We start from the raw sequence: 17,365 nt of genomic DNA, 5'->3' as shown, positions 1-17,365 counted from the left end.
CGCACAACCACCCCATCGTACGTCGCCCCGGACCCTTCGGCGAAGCTCAGGAGAGCCTTGATCCGGGACCCCGCTTCTTCTTCTCGGTCGAGGCAAAAGCGGGATCCCGGATCAAGTCCGGGATGACGGAAAAGACTAGGCGCGGCTCTCGTCATGCGGGCTCTCCGGGCAAAGGTCGCAAAGCCCGACGACAGCGCCTCAGTCCGCCGGGCGGTTCCCGGTGCGCGCCAGCCATTGCATCAACGCAGGTTGCACCGCCGGCTCGTCGAGCATCGGCGCATGGCCGACCTCCGGCACGGTCACCAGCGCGGCATCGGGGAGCGTCGACACCATTCGCTCGGCGGTGCGCGAGGACAGGATGTCGCTCAGCGCGCCCCGCACCACCAGCACCGGCACCCCCGCCAGCGCGGCGAGCGCGCGCCACATGTCCGGTCCCGCCTCGTTGCCGGGCAGGCGGAACGGCTCGGCGATCTTCATGTCATAGTCGAGCACGATCCGCCCGGCGGAATTGACCCGGTACAGCCGCTTGGCCATCGCCAGCCATTGCTCGATCGTCCAATCGGGATAGGCGGCGGCATTGCCCTCCTGCACTCCGCGCGCGGCGTGCATCCACGTCGGATAGGTGCTCGGCTTGCCGACATAGCCACGGATGCGCGCGAGCCCGGCCGGTTCGATCTCCGGCCCGACGTCGTTGAGCAGCGCGCCCGCCAGCCGCCCCGGCACCAGCCCGGCGAGCAGCATCGTCACGATCCCGCCCAGCGACGTGCCGATCGTCACGAAGCGGTCGAGCTTCTGGTCGTCGAGCAGCGCGACCACGTCCTGCGCATAGGTGAGCGGGACATAGCTCATCGGGTCCTTGGCATAGGCACTTTCGCCGCGCCCGCGGAACTCGACCGCGATCACGCGCCGCGCGGGCGCGATCGTCCGCGCCACGTCGGCAAAGTCGCGCGCGTTGCGGGTCAGTCCGGGCAGGCACAGCACCGGCGGCGCGTCATCGGCGCCGGGATAGTCGCGCGCATGGAGCCGCAGCCCGTCGCTCGACCACCAATAGATGTCCCGAAACTCCGCCATCGCTTGCGCCCCCTGCCGACCGCCCCCCATATCGCGGCATGGCCGTCGACCCGCAAGCATATCGCCCCGAGCGCACCCTCACCGCACTCGGCGACCCCTTTTATGACGAAGTCGCCGCCGCGCGCTTCCCGCAGGCGATACTTCGTTTCCGCAACGATCGCGCCGCCGCACAGGTCGGGCTCGACACGCTCGACGATGCCGAATGGGTCGCGCATTTCGGCCGCTTCGATCCACTGCCCGGCACGCTCGAACACCCGCTAGCGCTGCGCTACCACGGGCATCAGTTCCGCGTGTACAATCCCGACATCGGCGACGGACGCGGCTTCACCTTCGCGCAGCTCCGCGACGACCGCGGGCGGTTGCTCGACCTCGGCACCAAGGGTTCGGGGCAGACGCCGTGGAGCCGCTTCGGCGACGGCCGCCTGACCTTGAAGGGCGGCGTGCGCGAGGTGCTGGCGACCGAGATGCTCGAAGCGCTCAACGTTCCCACGTCGCGCAGCTTCTCGCTGATCGAAACCGGCGAGGCGCTGGAGCGCAACGACGAACCCTCGCCGACGCGCGGCAGCGTGCTGGTGCGGCTCAGCCATTCGCACATTCGCATCGGGACGTTCCAGCGGCTCGCCTATCACCGCGACGAGGACGCGCTGCGCCGCCTGACCGGCTATGTGCTGCGCGAACTCTATGGCGAGGACAGTGACGATCCGGTGAGGCTGCTGGAGCGTGTCGTCGCGCGCACCGCGACGCTCGCGGCGCGTTACATGGCGGCGGGGTTCGTCCACGGCGTGCTCAATTCCGATAATATCAACGTCACCGGCGAGAGCTTCGACTACGGCCCGTGGCGGTTCGCGCCGGTCTGGGATCCGGGGTTCGTCGCCGCCTATTTCGACCACGCCGGCCTCTACGCCTTCGGTCGGCAACCAGAGGCGATCCTGTGGGACGTAATGCAGCTCGCTTCCTCGCTCGCCCAGATCGCCGAGTCCGAGCCACTGATCGCCGCGCTCGACGGCTTCGCCGGCCAGTATCAACCCGCAATCGCCGAGGCGGTGCTGTGGCGGCTCGGCCGGGTGCCGCGCGCACCGGAGGAAAACCGCGCGCTGGTCCAGGCGGTCGAACGCGCGTTGCGCGCGACGCTCACGCCGGTCGACCGGTTCTTCTTCGACGCCTTTGCGCAACCCCTGCCGCAAACATACGGCACCGAATGGGACGAGGTGCGCAAACATCTAGAGGCCTTTTCGCCCCGCCGGGCGCGCGATCATGGCTATTGGCAGGGCGAACCGTGCTCGATGCTGATCGACCGGGTCGAGGCGATCTGGGCACCGATCGCCGACGCCGACGATTGGGGGCCGTTTGGCGCCACCATCGCCAACATCCGCGCGATGGGCGACGCGCTGCGCTGACGATCCCCCTTCCGCCGCGGTGAAAGTTACGGCTAAGACCAGCGGCATGGCTGAGCTGATCTCCTTCGAACCCGCCACCGGCGCGGAACTGTGGCGTGCGGAGACGAGCGACGTCGATGCCGAGGTGGCGGCGGCGCGCGCCGGCTTCGTGCCATGGGCGGCCAAGTCCTTGTCGTTCCGCATCGAAACGCTGCGCCGCTTCGCCAATGTCGTCCGCCAGCGCGCCGATGCCTTCACCGACCTGATCGCGCGCGAAACCGGCAAGCCGCTCTGGGAGGCGCGCACCGAGGTCGACACCGTCGCGGCGAAGGTCGATATCTCGGTCAGCGCCTATGCCGAGCGCACCGCGCAGCGCCGGCTCGACGCGCCGATGAACACCCGCATGGCGCTGCGCCACAAGCCGCATGGCGTGCTGGCGGTGCTGGGGCCGTACAATTTCCCCGCGCATCTGCCCAACGGCCACATCGTCCCCGCGCTGATCGCGGGCAACGCCATCGTCTTCAAACCCTCGGAGAAAACCCCCGCCACCGGCGCGTTTCTGGTCGATTGTTTCCACGCCGCCGGGGTGCCTTCCGAGACGCTGCGGCTGGTGATCGGAGGCCCCGACGAGGGCCGCGCATTGGCCGCGCACGACGGGATCGACGGGCTGCTGTTCACCGGCTCGGCGCGCACCGGGATCGCGCTCAACCGCGCCTTCGCGGAGAAGCCCGAGAAGATTCTCGCGCTGGAGATGGGCGGCAACAACCCGATCCTCGTGTGGGACACCCCCGACCTGCACGCCGCCGCGGTGCTGATCGTCCAGTCCGCCTTCACCACCGCCGGGCAGCGCTGCACCGCCGCGCGACGGCTGATCGTGCAGGAGTCCCTGGCCGAACCGTTGCTTGCCGAGCTGGCGTCGCTGACCCGCCGGCTGATCGTCGGTGCGCCGCACGACGATCCGGCGCCGTTCATGGGGCCGGTGATCGACAATGACACCGCCGACGGGCTGACCGAGAGCTTCCTCGCGCTGATGATGAAGGGCGGCCGCCCGATCCACCACATGGCGCGCCCGGTCGAGGATCGGCCGTTCGTGACGCCCGGCATCATCGACGTCACCGATGTTGGCGACCGTCCCGACATCGAGCTGTTCGGCCCGCTGCTACAGGTGATCCGCGCCGACGACTTCGACGGCGCGATCGCGGAAGCGAACAACACCCGTTACGGCCTGTCCTCTTCGCTGATCAGCCAGACGCCGGCGCTGTTCGACCGCTTTTGGGCGGGGGCGCGCGCCGGGATCGTCAACTGGAACCGCCCGACCAACGGTGCCTCGTCGGCCGCGCCGTTCGGCGGAATCGGCTGGTCGGGCAACCACCGCCCCAGCGCCTATTACGCCGCCGATTATTGCGCCTATCCGGTCGTCTCGAACGAGGCCGAGGCCGCGCGCGCGACGATCGGCATCGGCCTCGCCGACGCCTGATTTCAGAAAGGGATCGAACGACATGGCAAGCGGACTCGTCGCGCTGCTCGACGATATCGCCGGATTGACGCGGCTGGCCGCGGCGTCGCTCGACGACGTCGGCGCCGCCGCCACCAAGGCGGGGACGAAGGCGGCGGGGGTGGTGATCGACGATACCGCGGTTACCCCGCGCTATGTCGTCGGCCTGTCGCCGAAGCGCGAGCTGCCGATCATCGGCAAGATCGCGCTCGGCTCGATCCGCAACAAATTGCTGTTCCTGCTGCCCGCCGCGCTGATCCTCAGCGCGGTCGCGCCCTGGGCGCTCGCGCCGCTGCTGATGCTGGGCGGCGCGTTCCTGTGCTTCGAGGGCGCGGAAAAGGTGATCGAGGCGGTGTCCGGCGGGCATGGTGCGGACGAGGAAACGGTGACGACCGATCCGGTCGCGCTTGAGAAGCAGAAGGTGTCGGGCGCGATCCGCACCGACTTCATCCTGTCCGCCGAGATCATGGTGATCGCCTTGCGCGAGGTGTCCGACCAGCCGCTGCTGACGCAGGCGGTGACGCTGGCGATCGTCGCGGTCCTGATCACCGCAGGTGTCTATGGCGTGGTCGCGTTGATCGTGAAGGCGGACGATGTCGGCCTGTATCTGGCGCAGCGGCCCTCGACGGCGGCGCAGGCGATCGGACGCGGGCTGGTGAAAGGCGTGCCGGTGCTGATGCGGGTGCTGACCGTCATCGGCACCGCCGCGATGCTGTGGGTCGGCGGCGACCTGCTGATCCACAATGCCGCCGACGTCGGCGTGCCGGCGCCGGCCGCGTTCGTCCACCATCTCGCCGAGGGCGCTGGTGGCGGGGCGCTTGGCTGGCTGATCAGCGCGGGGATCGCGGGGGTGTTCGGGCTGATCGTCGGCGGGGTGATCGCGCTGGTGTTGCACAAGGTTCATGCGGCGCGGCGTTGAGGGGTGACACACGTCTGTCCCTTGCGGGACGGCGTTGCGCTTCAACTCGACAGACATAGGCCCCTGCCTCCGCAGGGGCGACGGTGGAAGCGGGAAGGGCGCGATCAACAAGCGCTGTCGCCCCTGCGGAGGCAGGGGCCCATGTCTGTTCAATCAGCCACCACAGCGCACCCAGGCCAAACGCCGCTGTGTCCGCCCCAGAAACAACCACCACAAAACCAATCCTACGCCACCGCCAAGCATCGCTCGATTGCGCCGCCCGCCGCCCTGCCCCATGTGCGATGCCATCATGGCGACGCTTCTTGATCCCGACGCGCGCGGTCGCGTCATCCTCGTCGGTGCCGGCCCCGGCGATCCCGGCCTCCTCACCGTCCGTGCGGTCGAGGCGCTGCGCTGCGCCGACGTCGTCGTCCACGACGGGCTGATCGACCCGCGCGTCCTCGATCTCGCCCCGCCCGAGGCGCATCGCATCTCGGTCGCCAAGCGCCGCGCGCGCCACACGCTGCCGCAGGAGGCGATCAACGCGCTGATCGTCGCGCACGTCATGGCGGGCAGCGTCGTCGTGCGGCTGAAGGGCGGCGATCCGTTCATCTTCGGGCGCGGCGGCGAGGAGGTCGAGGCGGTGCGCGCCGCCGGGCTGGCCGTCGAAGTGATCCCGGGCGTGTCGGCCGCGCTCGGCTGCGCCGCCGAGGCGATGCTGCCGCTCACCCATCGCGACCACAGCTCGGCGGTCACTTTCGTCGCTGGCCAATGCAAGGGGCTGACCGATCAGGACTGGTCGGGGCTCGCCGGACAGGGCCGCACGCTGGTGATCTACATGGGCGTCGCGACCGCCGAGGCGATCGCCGACAAGTTGATGGCCGATGGCGTCGCGCCCGATATGCCGGTCGCGGTACTGGAAAAGGGCACGCTGCCCGGCCACCGCGCGCTGCGGACATTGCTTGCCGATCTCGGCGCGATGGTGGCGCGCGAGCAGGTGGCGAGCCCGGCGATCATCGTCGTCGGCGAAGTGGTGGAATTGTCCGACGCCGAGGACCGGCTGGCGGGCTATGCGAAGGTGGCGGAGACGATGGCATGAGGCTAGTGACCGGCAACGATCTGGCGAGCGGCGACGTGGTCTGGTGGACCGGCCACGGCTGGTCGCGCCACATCGCCGAGGCCGGCGACGCCGGTGAACGCGCCGAGGCGATCGCGCGCGAGGAAGAGGCGGCGCGGCGCGTCAACGTTCCTTACGTGATCGAGGCCAGCGAGACCCCCGACGGCCCGCGTCCGGCGCATATCAAGGACCGGATCCGCGCGCTCGGCCCGACCGTCCGCCCCGATCTGACGCTCAAGCCCGCCGATGCCCTTGCGGGCGACTGGGTGATCTGAACCCCTCCCCGCCGCCTGCGCGGGGATCGAGGAAGCAACGATGTACAAGTACGACGAATATGACCAGTCGATCGTCGATGCGCGGGTCGAGGAGTTTCGCGACCAGTGCCAGCGTCGGCTGTCGGGCGAGCTGAGCGAGGATCAGTTCAAGCCGCTGCGACTGATGAACGGGCTCTACCTCCAGCTGCATGCCTATATGCTGCGCGTCGCGGTGCCCTATGGCACGCTCAATGCCCGGCAGATGCGGATGCTGGCGCATGTCGCGCGCAAGTACGACCGCGGCTACGGCCATTTCACCACCCGCCAGAACATCCAGTATAACTGGATCAAGCTGGAGGACGCCGCCGACATCCTCGCCGAGCTGGCGACGGTCGAGATGCACGCGATCCAGACCAGCGGCAATTGCATCCGCAACATCAGCTCGGACCAATTCGCGGGCGCTGCCGCCGACGAAGTGACCGACCCCCGCCCGTTCGCGGAATTGCTGCGGCAGTGGAGCACCTTCCACCCCGAGTTCAGCTATCTGCCGCGCAAGTTCAAGATCGCGGTGATCGCCGCCGATGAGGATCGCGCGGCGATGCGGCTCCACGACATCGGGTTGCAATTGCTCGAGCGCGACGGCGTGCTCGGCGCGAAGGTGTTCGTCGGCGGCGGCATGGGCCGCACCCCGATGATCGCGCCGGAGATCAAGGACTTCATCCCCGCCGACCAGCTGATGAGCTATCTGGAGGCGTGCCTGCGCGTCTACAATCGCTACGGCCGGCGCGACAATATCTACAAGGCGCGGATCAAGATCCTGATCCACGAGCTGGGCGCGGACAAGTATCGCGCCGAAGTTGAGGAAGAGTTCGCACAGGTCCGCCAGCTCGGCATCGATCCGCCCGCCGCCGAACTGGCGCGGATCAGCGCGATGTTCGCCGCGCCTGCCTTCGCCGCCGACAGCGGTGCGGTCGCGGACCGCAGCGACCCCGACTTCGCGGTGTGGCTCGACCAGAACGTCCGCGCGCACAAGCAGCCGGGCCATGCGATCGTCACCATCTCGCTCAAGCCGATCGGCGGCATCCCCGGCGACGCTTCCGCCGAGCAGATCGACGTGATGGCCGACCTCGCCGAGCGCTACAGCTTCGACGAGCTGCGGGTCACGCACGCGCAGAACATCGTCCTGCCGCACGTCCGCATCGCCGACCTGAAGGCGGTGTGGGAGGCGCTCGCCGAGGCCGGGCTGGCCGACGCCAATCTCGATCTGATCAGCGACATCATCGCGTGCCCGGGGCTCGATTATTGCGCGCTCGCCAATGCGCGCTCGATCCCGCTCGCACAGAAGATCGGGCAGCGCTTCGCCGATCTCGATCGCCAGCGCGATCTCGGCGAACTGAAGCTCAAGATCAGCGGCTGCATCAACGCCTGCGGCCACCACCACGCCGGGCACATCGGCATCCTCGGCGTCGACCGGAAGGGCACCGAAAATTACCAGCTGCTGCTCGGCGGTTCGGGCGCGGAGGACGTCTCGCTCGGCAAGATCACCGGCCCGGGCTTCGACGAGGACGGCGTGGTCGATGCGATCGAGCGCGTGACCGACACCTATGTCCGCATACGCGAGACCGGCGAGCGCTTCGTCGACACCTACCGCCGCGTGGGCATGCAGCCGTTCAAGGAGGCGATCTATGGTTGATGCGTTCGAGGTCGACGTGATCGACGACCGCGCGCATCTGCGCTTCCGCGACGGCGGCGCGCATGAGGAGCCGGCGGTGACGCTCGACGCCTTTCTCGCCGGCCAGTCGAACGCAACCGCGGTGCGGATCGAACCGGGCGACGATGCGCGCGCGCTGATCCCGCATCTCGACCGGTTGGCGCTGGTCGAGGTGTCGTTCCCGACGTTCCGCGACGGGCGCGGCTATTCGGTCGCGCGGATCCTGCGCGAAGCGGGTTATGCCGGCGAGCTGCGCGCCGAGGGCGACGTGTTGGTCGACCAGATCCCGCTGATGCGCCGCTGCGGCTTCGACGCCTTCGCGCCACACGCCGCGGTCGACCCGGTCGTGCTCAAGCGCTCGCTGGAGCGCTACGACCATGTCTATCAAAAGGCCGCCGATGCGGCGGTCCCGGTCTGGAAATTGCGCCATGGGTGAGCCTGCCCACGATCTCGACATCATCGACGTCCGCCCCGCCTTCACCGCCGCCGATGCCGCGGCGATGCAGGAGCGGTTCGAGGGCGTGTCCGCGCCCGACATGCTGCGTGAATTGCTGACCGGCGAGCTGGCGGGCCGGATCGCGGCGGTGTCGTCGTTCGGCGCCGAATCGGCGGTGCTGCTGCACATGATCGCTTCGGTCGACCGCGACGTGCCGGTGATCTTCACCAACACGCAGAAGATGTTCGGCGAGACCCTGGCCTATCGCGACGAATTGTCCGAGCGGCTCGGGCTCACCGACCTGCGCGTGTTCCGCCCCGACCCGCGGCTGCTGCGGCTGAAGGACGAGAAGGGGCTGCGCTGGTCCTACGATCCCGACGGCTGCTGCGACCTGCGCAAGGTCGAGCCGCTGCGCCGCGCGCTGCTGCCGTTCCAGTCGTGGATCTCGGGCCGCAAGGGCTTTCAGGCGAAGACCCGCAAGGCACTGCCGCGCTTCGAGGAGGATGAGGGCCGGTTGAAGATCAACCCGCTCGCCGATTGGTCGAAGGAGCAGCTTGACGGCTATTTCGCCGAGCACGACCTGCCCCGCCACCCGCTGGAGGCGCAGGGCTATCTGTCGATCGGCTGCGCACCGTGCACGTCGAAGGTCCGTCCGGGCGAAGACCCGCGCGCCGGGCGCTGGCGCGGCTGGGACAAGGTCGAATGCGGCATCCATGTCGCGGAAAAGCCGGGCGAAGAACCGGCGTTCTGAGCGCCCGGCGTTCCACCTATGTTGCGTCGCCCCTGCGCAGGCGGGGCCCATCGCTGTGTCGTCCTGCCCAGACGCCCGTCACGGCGACCGCTCACTTTGTGACAGATGGTGCATCGCGACGGTAAAGACATGGCCCCCTGCCTGCGCAGGGGCGACAGGTGTCTACCGTTCGCCATAAGCTGGCAGCCCCAGCTTGAACCGGATCGCCGCCGCCCGCAGCGCGAAGCCCGCAATCGCGGCGATCACCGCCGCATGCCACGGCACCATTCCCACTTCGCGCAGCCCGACGTAGCAGCCCGCCGCCAGCGCCGCGGCGGTCACGTACAATTCCGGCCGCATCAGGATCGACGGCTCGCCCGCCAGCACGTCGCGAATGATCCCGCCGACGCAGCCGGTCACCACCCCCATCAGCGCGGCCGGCAGCGGCGGCACGCCATAGCTGAGCGCCTTGGCCGCGCCGTAGACCGCATAAGCGGCCAGCCCGACCGCATCGAACCAGTCCAGCGCCGCACCGCGCCACCAGCGTTCCGGCGTGGTCCAGATCACCGCGGCCATCAACAGGCACACCGCCGCCACCCGCGTATCATGCACCCAGAACACCGGCGCGCCGATCAGCAGGTCGCGCACCGTCCCGCCGCCGACGCCGGTGACCAGCGCGAAGAACGCCAGCGTCACCGGCGTCTGCGCGCGCCGTGCCGCCGCCAGCGCGCCCGACGCGGCGAACACCGCCAGCCCGGCGACGTCCAGCCACGGCGCGAACGCCGGGAGCAGCACCACCGGATCGAGCGGCGGCGTCATCCGTCGGCGCGCTCGATCAGATAGTTCATCCGCGCACTGGCGATCGGACGCGCGCGATCGTCCTGCCATGCGATCGCGGTCACGGTGGCGACGCGCGCACCCAGCCGCGTGATCTCCCCCGCCGCGCGCGTGACATGATCGCGTCCGCCGCGCATGAAATCGACCGTGCCGTTGATCGGCTTGATCCGCGCCGTCTCACCGGCCAGCGCGTGGCGCAGCGCGGCCACCGATGCGACCTCCAGCAGCCCGGCGATCGCCCCGCCCTGCAGGAAACCGGGTCGCCCGACGACGTGCTGCCCGAACGGCATCACGATCTCCGGCAGGTCGTCGACCAGCTCCAGCGTCACGCCGAGCAGCCGGGCATAGGGCGGCAAGCTCATGCCCCGACCCGCGGATAATGGCCGGCGGTGGCCATGAAGGTGGCCGCGACATGCGCGACCGGGTCGTCCGGGTCGCCGTCGTGCGCGATCCCGCGCGTGAACGCGATCGAGCGGGTGATGCGCAGACATTCGCCGCGCCCGATCACAATCTGGTGCGGGCGCGCCGGGCGCAGATAGTCGATGCGCAGGTCGAGCGTGGCATGCGCGACGAAGCTGCGGACGCGGTGCCACACCGCCAGACTGGTCGCGATGTCCATCAGCGCGATGATCGGGCCGGATGCGATCACCCCGCTCTCCTCGTCGCCGACCAGGTCGGCGTGCCACGGTTGCGCCACCTCGACCCATCCGTCGCCATGCGCGTGATAGCGCTGCCCCAGCCGCCCGCCGTGCCCGGCCACCGAGGGCATTTCCAGCAGGTAGCGCGTGATCGTGGTCGGATCCCAGTCCATCGCTCGCCCTCTACACGCCCGCCGCACGTGCGCAACGTTGCATCCTTTTAACTAACGCCGCACCGCCACCAGCGTCGAGATACAGGGCTCATCCACGGAGCCCGACGCCATGCCGATCGACATCGACGACATTCCCGAACTCGACACGCCGGTCGCGAACAACGGCGCGATCCGCGCGCTGGAGGAGGTCGCTGACCATACGTGCGAATACATCACCGCGATCGTCATCATGACGCAGCGCCAGCCGCGCTGATGCTGCCCACCGCAGCGGCGTGGGCAGCGGCCGAGCGGCGCTCCGAACGGGTCGCGCAGGACTGGTTCGCCAGCGCACCCGTCGCGCACCTTCGCGCCGCCTTCGCGGACGCCGATCCGCTGGCGGTCGACGCGGTGGCGGAGGCGGCGCGGGACATTCTCCACGATGCGGACTGGATCACCCCATTGCTGGTCCCGCTAATCGCCGCGCTGGCGAACGATCCGTGGTTCGAGCCGCCGTTGCGCGTGACGCGCGACCGGCTGCGCACGACGGTCGAGTTGCTCGAACTGCCCGCGGGTATGCTGAGCGCGACGGTGTTCGACGGCGCGGCGCTGGCGACACCCACCACGGAGACGACCCTCGTGGCGTCGGGACGGTTGATGGTCGCCCGCTATCCGGTAACCAATGGCGCGCGGCTGCTGCGCTGGCACGCGGGCGAGGCCAATGCGCGGTTCCGCGCTGCCGAAGCGCCACCGCTCGCCGCCATGCCGCCGCTGACGCTGCACGACGGTGATGTCGTCACGATCGACGGCCGTACCCGCGCGCATCTGATCGAGGGCACCGGCGGCGAGGTGGTCGCGCTGACCTTCGCGACCCGCACCGCGGGGCTGGTGCGCGAATATGCGCGCGACTCCGGTCACCTGCTGCGCGTCGGCGCGACCGATCAGGACCAGTCGCGCACCCGGCTGTTACTAACGCTGCTGCGCCACGAAGGCCGACGCGACGCCGCCGGCTGTTTCGAGGCCGCGACATATGCGCCTGCGTTCCACCTGCGCTGGGCGGCGATGCGCGAATGGCTGGCGCTGGATGCCACCACGGCCTTGCCGCGCCTGCGCACGCTCGCCGCCACCGACCCGCACCCCGAAGTGCGCGCGGCAGCGCGCGCGACGCTGCCGCTCGTGGAGGCACGCCAATGCCGCGCGTAATCGCGCCGGGCGGGGGCGCGGCGATCACGCTCGACGATCTGATCGAGGCGCTGGAGGCGGAGCGCTGGGATCCGCGCGATGAGGATTCGTTCGCGGCGATGGGACCATGGCTGGCGCGGCTCGGGCGGAACCGGTCCTTCCTCGCGGATCTCGCAATTGCCGAACTGGAGCAACGCTTCGCCGGACAGCGCGACAATCGCTACGGCGCACAGGTGCTGATGCTGGGCCGACCCTCGGCACGCTTTGCGATCCGCGCCGCCTTCTGGCCGGCGAGCGACGACGCGGTGGTGAAAGCCGGCGGCACCGCGCCGTTCTTCTACGATTTGCCGCACGATCACAATTTCTCGTTCCTGACCGTGGGCTATCTCGGACCCGGTTACTGGAGCGACTATTACCGGTTCGACGGCGCGGTCGCCGGGCTGCCGGATGAGCCGGCGCGACTGGTGTACGATGCGCGCGAGCGGCTGAGCCCCGGTCGACTGCTACTCTACCGCGCGCACCATGACGTGCATGTCCAGCGGCCACCCGATCGCTTCTCGGTGTCGCTGAACGTACTCGGCGCGACGCCGGCGCAAGGCTGGCGAACGCAATATCGCTTCGATACCGCCCGCAACGTCGTGGCGCAGGCGATGACCGTCACCGGATCGGAGGCATTGGTGACGCTGGCGACGCGGCTGGGCGGCGAAGCCGGCGTGGCGCTGGCCGCCGACCTCTCGCTGCGGCATCCGCACCCACGAATGCGCGCCACCGCGCTGCGCGCTGCGACCGCAGCGGGCCATGATCGCATTGCGCTGGCAGAGCGCGCGATCGACGATCCCAGTCCGCTGGTCGCCGACGTCGCCAGGCGGGTATTGACCCATGCTGGCGAAAGCCGCTCCAGATCGGAGGCGAGCGCGCTTCCCGACGCATGACGTGGCGTTAGCCCGCCGGTCGTGGCGGTGTGCGTATTGATCGATCGACCGACGCTGTTCGCGGCGTTGCGGGCGATTGGGCTGACGCCAGTCGAACCACCGACCGCGACGGTGGCGATCGTCGCTGCGCGGACGCTTGCCGACGCACGCAGCTGCCCGGCCGCGCGCATCCTTGCGGTCGCGACGAGCGAGGCGGATGAGCAGGCCGCGCTGCTGGCCGGCGCCGACGATGCCAGTAGCGGTTCGGACGCGATCATCGCGTTGCGCGCACGACGGCTGCTCGCCCCGGCGGCGATGGTCACGATCGGCTCACTAAGTATCGATCGGATCGCGCGGACCGCGGCGCGCGGTGGCCGGCCGCTCGCCCTGCTCCCACGCGAATATGCGCTGCTCGACCTGCTGGCGCGGCATTGCAATCGCACCGTCGCGCGGGCGGAGCTTCACAAAACATTGTTCGGCCTGCGCTTCGATCCGGGCACAAACGTATTGGCGGTGCATGTCTCGAGGCTGCGCGCCGAGCTGGAGCGGGATGGCCTGACACCGATGCTGCTGACCGATCGCGGCCGTGGCTACCGCCTCGTCCCCGACGACACGACCCCTGTCCCAAGATGAATGCGATGTTGTTACAGGTTCATGCAACTGCGCTAAAAGAGGGACGTTTCGGTCGCATCACGATTGAATGAACGGGAGAATGTTTCATGCGTACGCTCATGCTCGCCCTCGGCGCGGCGGCGATGGTTGCCCCCACCCTGATGGCGACGACGGTCGATGCCGATGCGCAGCGCCGCTACAAGTATCGCGAATGGCGCGGTAATGACGGCCGTCTGCGCTGCCGCAAGCCCGACGGCACCACCGGGCTGGTGGTCGGTGCGGTCGCAGGTGGCCTGCTTGGTCGCACGATCGATACGCGCGGCGACCGGACGCTGGGCACCGTGCTGGGCGGCGTCGGCGGTGCACTGGCAGGGCGTGAGATCGAGCGCAGCGGGAAGCGCCAGTGCCGCTGATGACCCGAAAATAGCACCGTCGGTGCGCCTTTATGCGCCGATGGACGTTTGTGGGGCGCGATCCGGGACACGGATCGCGCCCTTTTTCGTGTGACAAGGAGAGCAGGACATGCCCACCCGCAGCGGATCGGCGCGCTACGAAGGTTTCGGCAAGGACGGCAACGGCTGGACCTCGACCCAGTCGGGCGTGCTGAAGGACACGCGCTACGGCTTCGGATCGCGGTTCGAGGATGGTCCCGGCACCAATCCCGAGGAGCTGATCGCCGCGGCGCACGCGAGCTGCTTCACGATGGCGCTCAGCTTCGCGCTGGCCGGTGCCGGCTACAACGACGGCACGCTGGAGACCAACGCGCGCGTCACCGTCGACAAGGATGGCGACGGCTTCACGATCACCTCCTCGAAGCTCGACCTGAAGGCGAAGGTGCCCGGCATCGAGCAGGAAGAGTTCGCGCGGATCGCCGAAGAGGCCAAGGCGAACTGCCCCGTTTCCAAGCTGCTGAACACCGAGATCAGCCTGACGCACCAGCTTGAGCAATAATGTCCTGAAAGTGAACGCAAAGTAGTCTTGGGTTCACGCAACCGCCACGCTCCGTCGTCGTTCAGGCCTAACGCTGATCAAGCGAAGGAGACATGTGATGCGTATCATCATGGCGGCGGTACTTGGAGCCACGGCGCTGACGTCGCTGTCGGTCACGCCGGCAGCGGCGCAGCGCCCGCGCGAGGCGAACCGCGAATATCGCGAGGACGTGCGCGACGCACGAAAGGAATATCGCGAAGACCTGCGCGTTGCGGACTCGCGGCGCGACGTGCGCAACGCCCGTCGCGAATATCGCGACAACGTCCGCGACGCGCGGCGCGACCGCAACGACCGGCTGCGCGACTGGCGTCAATCGGGGCGTTACGACTATAACCGGCTCGAACCGGGTCAGCGGCGCTATTATGCCGACCGCTATTATCGCGACGGGCGTTATTATCGGCAGCGGGCGCTGACCCGCAACGACCGCATCTATCGCGGCAACGATGGGCGTTACTATTGCCGCCGCAACGACGGCACGACCGGGTTGATCGTCGGTGGTCTGGCGGGCGGCGCGCTCGGCAACATCATTGCGGGCGGCGGTTCGCGGCTGCTCGGCACGCTGATCGGCGCGGGCGGCGGGGCGCTGCTCGGCCAACAGGTCGATCGTGGACAGGTGGTCTGCCGTTGAACCAAGGCGCCCGGTGATGAGCCGGGCGCGTGCGTTCCCATCGTCACCGTGAGCGTAGCGGAAGCATTCCAGGACTGAATCAGGACGCCCTGGATTGCTTCGCTACGCTCGCAATGACGAGTGGGCGATCAGATCAACCCACCGCCCAGCATCAGGCGCAGGCCGAAGATCAGGATCAGCACCAGATTGAGGTTCCGCCCGCTATTGTGCGACGACAGTGCGCCGATCGCCGCGCCGACCACCGCGATCGGAATGACGAACCAATAGCCCCAGGCAAGAAACGGCAGGAACGGCACGATCCCGAGCAGGAGCGCGACCAGGCCGATGGCGATCGAAATCAGGTTCAGCATGGGGCGAACATGGCCCCTCGCCCGGTGTCTTGCAAGAGCAAGACACACGTAGCGGCTCGCCAAGCCGCGAGGAACCCGCGACAAGGTGGCACATGGCCTATTTGCTCCTGCTCGTCGCGATCGTCGCCGAGGTCACCGCCACCTCCGCGCTGAAGCAATCGGACGGCTTCACACGGCCGTGGGCCACGCTGGTCACGGTCGTCGGTTACGGGATCGCCTTCTATTTCCTATCGTTGACGTTGCGAACGCTGCCGACCGGTATCGCTTACGCGATCTGGTCCGGGGTCGGGATCATCCTCGTCACCGCCGTGGCATGGCTTTGGCACGGCCAGCGGCTCGACGCCGCGGCGATCGCGGGAATGGCGCTGATCGTCGCCGGGGTGCTGGTCATGAACCTGTTCTCGTCCAGTGCACACGGCTGATTTCCCTTGCGCGCCGAAACACGATAGGGCGCGGCGATGAACTCCCTGTTTCTTGTCATGGCGGGCGGTGCGATCGGCTCCGGCGCACGCTATCTGACCGGGCGCGCGATGACGCTGGCGCTCGGCACCGGCTGGCCGTGGGGCACGCTGACCGTCAATATCGTCGGTGGGCTGCTGATGGGGCTGCTCGTCGGCGTCCTCGCGCGCAACACCAGCGCCGGTGGCGAGACGTGGCGCCTGCTGCTCGGCATCGGCGTGCTCGGCGGCTTCACCACCTTCTCCTCCTTCGCGCTCGATGTCGTCGGGATGATCGAGCGCGGCGCGCTGGTGGCCCCGCTCGCTTATGTCCTGCTGTCGGTGGCCGGTGCGATCGTCGCGCTGTTCGCCGGGCTCGCGCTCACGCGGGTGCCGGCATGAGCGACGCCGTCCGCCAGTTCACCGTCGGCTATGACGACGACGGCATCCGCGTCGATCGCTGGTTCAAGCGGCATCTGCCTGACACCAGCTTCACCACCGTCGCGAAATGGGCGCGCACCGGGCAGTTGCGCGTCGATGGCGCGCGCGTCGGCCCCGGCGACCGCATCCAGGCCGGGCAGGTGCTGCGCGTGCCCCCCGCCGAGCCCGAGCGCGCCGAGGAGCGCCCGAAGCGCGAGCGCCCGCCGCTGAGCGAGGACGAGGCCGCGTTCGCGCGCGAGTTGGTGATCCACAAGGACCCTGCCGCCTTGGTGCTCAACAAGCCGCCGGGGCTGGCGACGCAGGGCGGCACCAAGACCGTCCAGCATGTCGACGGGCTGCTCGACGCGCTTCAGTATGAGGCGGAGGGTCGGCCGAAGCTGGTCCACCGGCTGGACAAGGACACATCGGGCGCGCTGCTGGTGGCGCGCAGCACACGTGCCGCCGCGGCCTTCGCCAAGAGCTTCTCGAGCCGCACCGCCAAGAAGGTCTATTGGGCGCTGGTGGTGGACGTGCCGTCGATCGACGACGGGATGATCGAGCTGCCGATCGCCAAGCAGCCCGGCACCGGCGGCGAGAAGATGCACGTCGACGAGGAGAACGGCCAGCCGGCGCGCACCCGCTACCGCGTGATCGAGCGCGCCGGCAACCGCGCCTGCTGGGTCGAGCTGCAACCCTTTACCGGGCGCACGCACCAGTTGCGCGTGCATATGGCCGCCATTGGCCACCCGATTGTCGGAGATGGCAAATATGGCGGTCCCGCGGCGTTCCTGACCGGCAATATCAGCCGTAAAATGCACCTTCATGCACGCCGCATCCGTGTCGATCACCCCGACGGCGGCGAGATCGACGTCACCGCGGAGCTGCCGACGCACTTCAGCGAGAGCCTGGCGAGCCTCGGGTTCGAGGTCATGGCGGGCGACATGATGCCGCTCGACGTCAAGCTGCCCCCGACGCGCGAGGAGAAGAAGGCGCGTGCCCGCGCCCATGCCAAGACGGTGCGCAAGGAGCGCCGTGGCGAACGGCGCGGACGCGGTTCGGCGAAGTAAGGGACGGAAGGCAGCCTTCCATTGCTTCGTCGGCCCCGAAAGTGTTCCGGGGTCCA

The 17,365-nt window shown here is 68.8% G+C and carries 23 protein-coding genes; 18 read left to right on the top strand and 5 right to left on the bottom strand.

Going from position 1 to position 17,365, the window contains the following annotated elements:
- Window positions 1–198: 198 nt before the first annotated feature.
- Window positions 199–1,071, bottom strand: a complete 873-nt coding sequence (locus tag PGN16_RS19120; RefSeq protein ID WP_335310928.1) for an alpha/beta fold hydrolase — start codon at window positions 1,069–1,071, stop codon at window positions 199–201.
- Between the two features lie 38 nt (window positions 1,072–1,109).
- Here PGN16_RS19120 and PGN16_RS19115 point away from each other — a divergent pair, with 38 nt between their 5' ends.
- From PGN16_RS19115 to PGN16_RS19080, 8 genes are all read left to right on the top strand, one after another.
- Complete coding sequence (locus tag PGN16_RS19115; RefSeq protein WP_335310927.1) at window positions 1,110–2,468, top strand: protein adenylyltransferase SelO family protein; 1,359 nt, start codon at window positions 1,110–1,112, stop codon at window positions 2,466–2,468.
- A gap of 46 nt (window positions 2,469–2,514) precedes the next feature.
- A complete protein-coding gene (astD, locus tag PGN16_RS19110) occupies window positions 2,515–3,924 on the top strand; it encodes a succinylglutamate-semialdehyde dehydrogenase (RefSeq protein ID WP_335310926.1) in 1,410 nt (469 codons plus the stop codon).
- Window positions 3,925–3,946: 22 nt separating this feature from the next.
- Complete coding sequence (locus PGN16_RS19105) at window positions 3,947–4,861, top strand: DUF808 domain-containing protein (RefSeq protein ID WP_335310925.1); 915 nt, start codon at window positions 3,947–3,949, stop codon at window positions 4,859–4,861.
- Between the two features lie 289 nt (window positions 4,862–5,150).
- Window positions 5,151–5,939: a uroporphyrinogen-III C-methyltransferase gene (cobA, locus tag PGN16_RS19100; RefSeq protein WP_335310992.1), complete on the top strand. Its 789-nt coding sequence runs from the start codon at window positions 5,151–5,153 to the stop codon at window positions 5,937–5,939.
- Window positions 5,936–6,232, top strand: a complete 297-nt coding sequence (locus PGN16_RS19095; protein WP_335310924.1) for a DUF2849 domain-containing protein — start codon at window positions 5,936–5,938, stop codon at window positions 6,230–6,232. The genes cobA and PGN16_RS19095 overlap by 4 nt, the downstream gene beginning before the upstream one ends.
- A 40-nt stretch (window positions 6,233–6,272) precedes the next feature.
- A complete protein-coding gene (locus PGN16_RS19090; RefSeq protein ID WP_335310923.1) occupies window positions 6,273–7,904 on the top strand; it encodes a nitrite/sulfite reductase in 1,632 nt (543 codons plus the stop codon).
- Window positions 7,897–8,358, top strand: coding sequence for a DUF934 domain-containing protein (locus tag PGN16_RS19085; RefSeq protein WP_335310922.1), 462 nt, complete (start codon window positions 7,897–7,899; stop codon window positions 8,356–8,358). Before PGN16_RS19090 ends, PGN16_RS19085 begins: the two co-directional genes overlap by 8 nt.
- A complete protein-coding gene (locus tag PGN16_RS19080; protein WP_335310921.1) occupies window positions 8,351–9,109 on the top strand; it encodes a phosphoadenylyl-sulfate reductase in 759 nt (252 codons plus the stop codon). The genes PGN16_RS19085 and PGN16_RS19080 overlap by 8 nt, the downstream gene beginning before the upstream one ends.
- A gap of 162 nt (window positions 9,110–9,271) precedes the next feature.
- Here the strand turns inward: PGN16_RS19080 and PGN16_RS19075 are convergent, their stop codons facing one another.
- Genes PGN16_RS19075 through PGN16_RS19065 form a run of 3 tightly spaced genes read right to left on the bottom strand, consistent with a single transcriptional unit; the run spans window position 9,272 to window position 10,736 of the window.
- Window positions 9,272–9,907 carry a trimeric intracellular cation channel family protein gene (locus PGN16_RS19075; RefSeq protein ID WP_335310920.1) on the bottom strand — a complete coding sequence of 212 codons (636 nt, stop codon included), beginning with the start codon at window positions 9,905–9,907 and terminating at the stop codon, window positions 9,272–9,274.
- Complete coding sequence (locus PGN16_RS19070) at window positions 9,904–10,287, bottom strand: PaaI family thioesterase (protein WP_335310919.1); 384 nt, start codon at window positions 10,285–10,287, stop codon at window positions 9,904–9,906. Before PGN16_RS19070 ends, PGN16_RS19075 begins: the two co-directional genes overlap by 4 nt.
- Window positions 10,284–10,736, bottom strand: coding sequence for a PaaI family thioesterase (locus PGN16_RS19065; protein WP_335310918.1), 453 nt, complete (start codon window positions 10,734–10,736; stop codon window positions 10,284–10,286). The genes PGN16_RS19070 and PGN16_RS19065 overlap by 4 nt, the downstream gene beginning before the upstream one ends.
- A 109-nt stretch (window positions 10,737–10,845) precedes the next feature.
- Here PGN16_RS19065 and PGN16_RS19060 point away from each other — a divergent pair, with 109 nt between their 5' ends.
- The 7 genes from PGN16_RS19060 to PGN16_RS19030 all read left to right on the top strand — a co-directional run bounded on the left by PGN16_RS19060 (window position 10,846) and on the right by PGN16_RS19030 (window position 15,035).
- The gene (locus PGN16_RS19060) at window positions 10,846–10,989 is read left to right on the top strand and encodes a hypothetical protein (RefSeq protein ID WP_335310917.1); all 144 of its coding nucleotides are present in this window, start codon (window positions 10,846–10,848) and stop codon (window positions 10,987–10,989) included.
- Window positions 10,989–11,915, top strand: coding sequence for a hypothetical protein (locus PGN16_RS19055; protein ID WP_335310916.1), 927 nt, complete (start codon window positions 10,989–10,991; stop codon window positions 11,913–11,915). Before PGN16_RS19060 ends, PGN16_RS19055 begins: the two co-directional genes overlap by 1 nt.
- Window positions 11,903–12,826, top strand: coding sequence for a transposase (locus PGN16_RS19050; protein WP_335310915.1), 924 nt, complete (start codon window positions 11,903–11,905; stop codon window positions 12,824–12,826). Before PGN16_RS19055 ends, PGN16_RS19050 begins: the two co-directional genes overlap by 13 nt.
- Before the next feature lie 36 nt (window positions 12,827–12,862).
- Window positions 12,863–13,438, top strand: coding sequence for a winged helix-turn-helix domain-containing protein (locus PGN16_RS19045; RefSeq protein WP_335310914.1), 576 nt, complete (start codon window positions 12,863–12,865; stop codon window positions 13,436–13,438).
- An 86-nt stretch (window positions 13,439–13,524) separates the two neighbouring features.
- Complete coding sequence (locus PGN16_RS19040) at window positions 13,525–13,830, top strand: glycine zipper 2TM domain-containing protein (protein WP_335310913.1); 306 nt, start codon at window positions 13,525–13,527, stop codon at window positions 13,828–13,830.
- Window positions 13,831–13,939: 109 nt separating this feature from the next.
- The gene (locus PGN16_RS19035; RefSeq protein ID WP_335310912.1) at window positions 13,940–14,368 is read left to right on the top strand and encodes an OsmC family protein; all 429 of its coding nucleotides are present in this window, start codon (window positions 13,940–13,942) and stop codon (window positions 14,366–14,368) included.
- 97 nt (window positions 14,369–14,465) lie between these two features.
- Window positions 14,466–15,035, top strand: a complete 570-nt coding sequence (locus PGN16_RS19030) for a glycine zipper 2TM domain-containing protein (RefSeq protein ID WP_335310911.1) — start codon at window positions 14,466–14,468, stop codon at window positions 15,033–15,035.
- 128 nt (window positions 15,036–15,163) lie between these two features.
- On the opposite strand, the gene PGN16_RS19025 is transcribed toward PGN16_RS19030, so the two are convergent.
- Window positions 15,164–15,385: a hypothetical protein gene (locus PGN16_RS19025; protein ID WP_335310910.1), complete on the bottom strand. Its 222-nt coding sequence runs from the start codon at window positions 15,383–15,385 to the stop codon at window positions 15,164–15,166.
- Between the two features lie 92 nt (window positions 15,386–15,477).
- Between PGN16_RS19025 and PGN16_RS19020 the strand changes: the two genes are divergently transcribed.
- Genes PGN16_RS19020 through PGN16_RS19010 form a run of 3 tightly spaced genes read left to right on the top strand, consistent with a single transcriptional unit; the run spans window position 15,478 to window position 17,309 of the window.
- Window positions 15,478–15,807 carry a DMT family transporter gene (locus tag PGN16_RS19020; protein ID WP_335310909.1) on the top strand — a complete coding sequence of 110 codons (330 nt, stop codon included), beginning with the start codon at window positions 15,478–15,480 and terminating at the stop codon, window positions 15,805–15,807.
- Window positions 15,808–15,843: 36 nt separating this feature from the next.
- On the top strand, window positions 15,844–16,224 hold the full coding sequence (gene crcB / locus PGN16_RS19015) for a fluoride efflux transporter CrcB (RefSeq protein ID WP_335310908.1): 381 nt from the start codon (window positions 15,844–15,846) through the stop codon (window positions 16,222–16,224).
- Window positions 16,221–17,309: an RluA family pseudouridine synthase gene (locus PGN16_RS19010; protein WP_335310907.1), complete on the top strand. Its 1,089-nt coding sequence runs from the start codon at window positions 16,221–16,223 to the stop codon at window positions 17,307–17,309. Before crcB ends, PGN16_RS19010 begins: the two co-directional genes overlap by 4 nt.
- The last annotated feature ends 56 nt before the right edge of the window (window positions 17,310–17,365 follow it).

The organism is Sphingomonas phyllosphaerae, assembly GCF_036946485.1.
In the GTDB taxonomy this organism is placed as follows: Bacteria; Pseudomonadota; Alphaproteobacteria; order Sphingomonadales; family Sphingomonadaceae; genus Sphingomonas; species Sphingomonas phyllosphaerae_E.
The sequence above is the reverse complement of the archived record's forward strand: the minus strand, read 5'-3'. Positions and strand labels throughout refer to the sequence as shown.

Coding starts and splice junctions, on each gene's coding strand:
- PGN16_RS19120 (WP_335310928.1), bottom strand. CDS start 1,071: ATGGCGGAGTTTCGGGACATCTATTGGTGGTCGAGCGACGGGCTGCGG.
- PGN16_RS19115 (WP_335310927.1), top strand. CDS start 1,110: ATGGCCGTCGACCCGCAAGCATATCGCCCCGAGCGCACCCTCACCGCA.
- astD (WP_335310926.1), top strand. CDS start 2,515: ATGGCTGAGCTGATCTCCTTCGAACCCGCCACCGGCGCGGAACTGTGG.
- PGN16_RS19105 (WP_335310925.1), top strand. CDS start 3,947: ATGGCAAGCGGACTCGTCGCGCTGCTCGACGATATCGCCGGATTGACG.
- cobA (WP_335310992.1), top strand. CDS start 5,151: ATGGCGACGCTTCTTGATCCCGACGCGCGCGGTCGCGTCATCCTCGTC.
- PGN16_RS19095 (WP_335310924.1), top strand. CDS start 5,936: ATGAGGCTAGTGACCGGCAACGATCTGGCGAGCGGCGACGTGGTCTGG.
- PGN16_RS19090 (WP_335310923.1), top strand. CDS start 6,273: ATGTACAAGTACGACGAATATGACCAGTCGATCGTCGATGCGCGGGTC.
- PGN16_RS19085 (WP_335310922.1), top strand. CDS start 7,897: ATGGTTGATGCGTTCGAGGTCGACGTGATCGACGACCGCGCGCATCTG.
- PGN16_RS19080 (WP_335310921.1), top strand. CDS start 8,351: ATGGGTGAGCCTGCCCACGATCTCGACATCATCGACGTCCGCCCCGCC.
- PGN16_RS19075 (WP_335310920.1), bottom strand. CDS start 9,907: ATGACGCCGCCGCTCGATCCGGTGGTGCTGCTCCCGGCGTTCGCGCCG.
- PGN16_RS19070 (WP_335310919.1), bottom strand. CDS start 10,287: ATGAGCTTGCCGCCCTATGCCCGGCTGCTCGGCGTGACGCTGGAGCTG.
- PGN16_RS19065 (WP_335310918.1), bottom strand. CDS start 10,736: ATGGACTGGGATCCGACCACGATCACGCGCTACCTGCTGGAAATGCCC.
- PGN16_RS19060 (WP_335310917.1), top strand. CDS start 10,846: ATGCCGATCGACATCGACGACATTCCCGAACTCGACACGCCGGTCGCG.
- PGN16_RS19055 (WP_335310916.1), top strand. CDS start 10,989: ATGCTGCCCACCGCAGCGGCGTGGGCAGCGGCCGAGCGGCGCTCCGAA.
- PGN16_RS19050 (WP_335310915.1), top strand. CDS start 11,903: ATGCCGCGCGTAATCGCGCCGGGCGGGGGCGCGGCGATCACGCTCGAC.
- PGN16_RS19040 (WP_335310913.1), top strand. CDS start 13,525: ATGCGTACGCTCATGCTCGCCCTCGGCGCGGCGGCGATGGTTGCCCCC.
- PGN16_RS19035 (WP_335310912.1), top strand. CDS start 13,940: ATGCCCACCCGCAGCGGATCGGCGCGCTACGAAGGTTTCGGCAAGGAC.
- PGN16_RS19030 (WP_335310911.1), top strand. CDS start 14,466: ATGCGTATCATCATGGCGGCGGTACTTGGAGCCACGGCGCTGACGTCG.
- PGN16_RS19025 (WP_335310910.1), bottom strand. CDS start 15,385: ATGCTGAACCTGATTTCGATCGCCATCGGCCTGGTCGCGCTCCTGCTC.
- PGN16_RS19020 (WP_335310909.1), top strand. CDS start 15,478: ATGGCCTATTTGCTCCTGCTCGTCGCGATCGTCGCCGAGGTCACCGCC.
- crcB (WP_335310908.1), top strand. CDS start 15,844: ATGAACTCCCTGTTTCTTGTCATGGCGGGCGGTGCGATCGGCTCCGGC.
- PGN16_RS19010 (WP_335310907.1), top strand. CDS start 16,221: ATGAGCGACGCCGTCCGCCAGTTCACCGTCGGCTATGACGACGACGGC.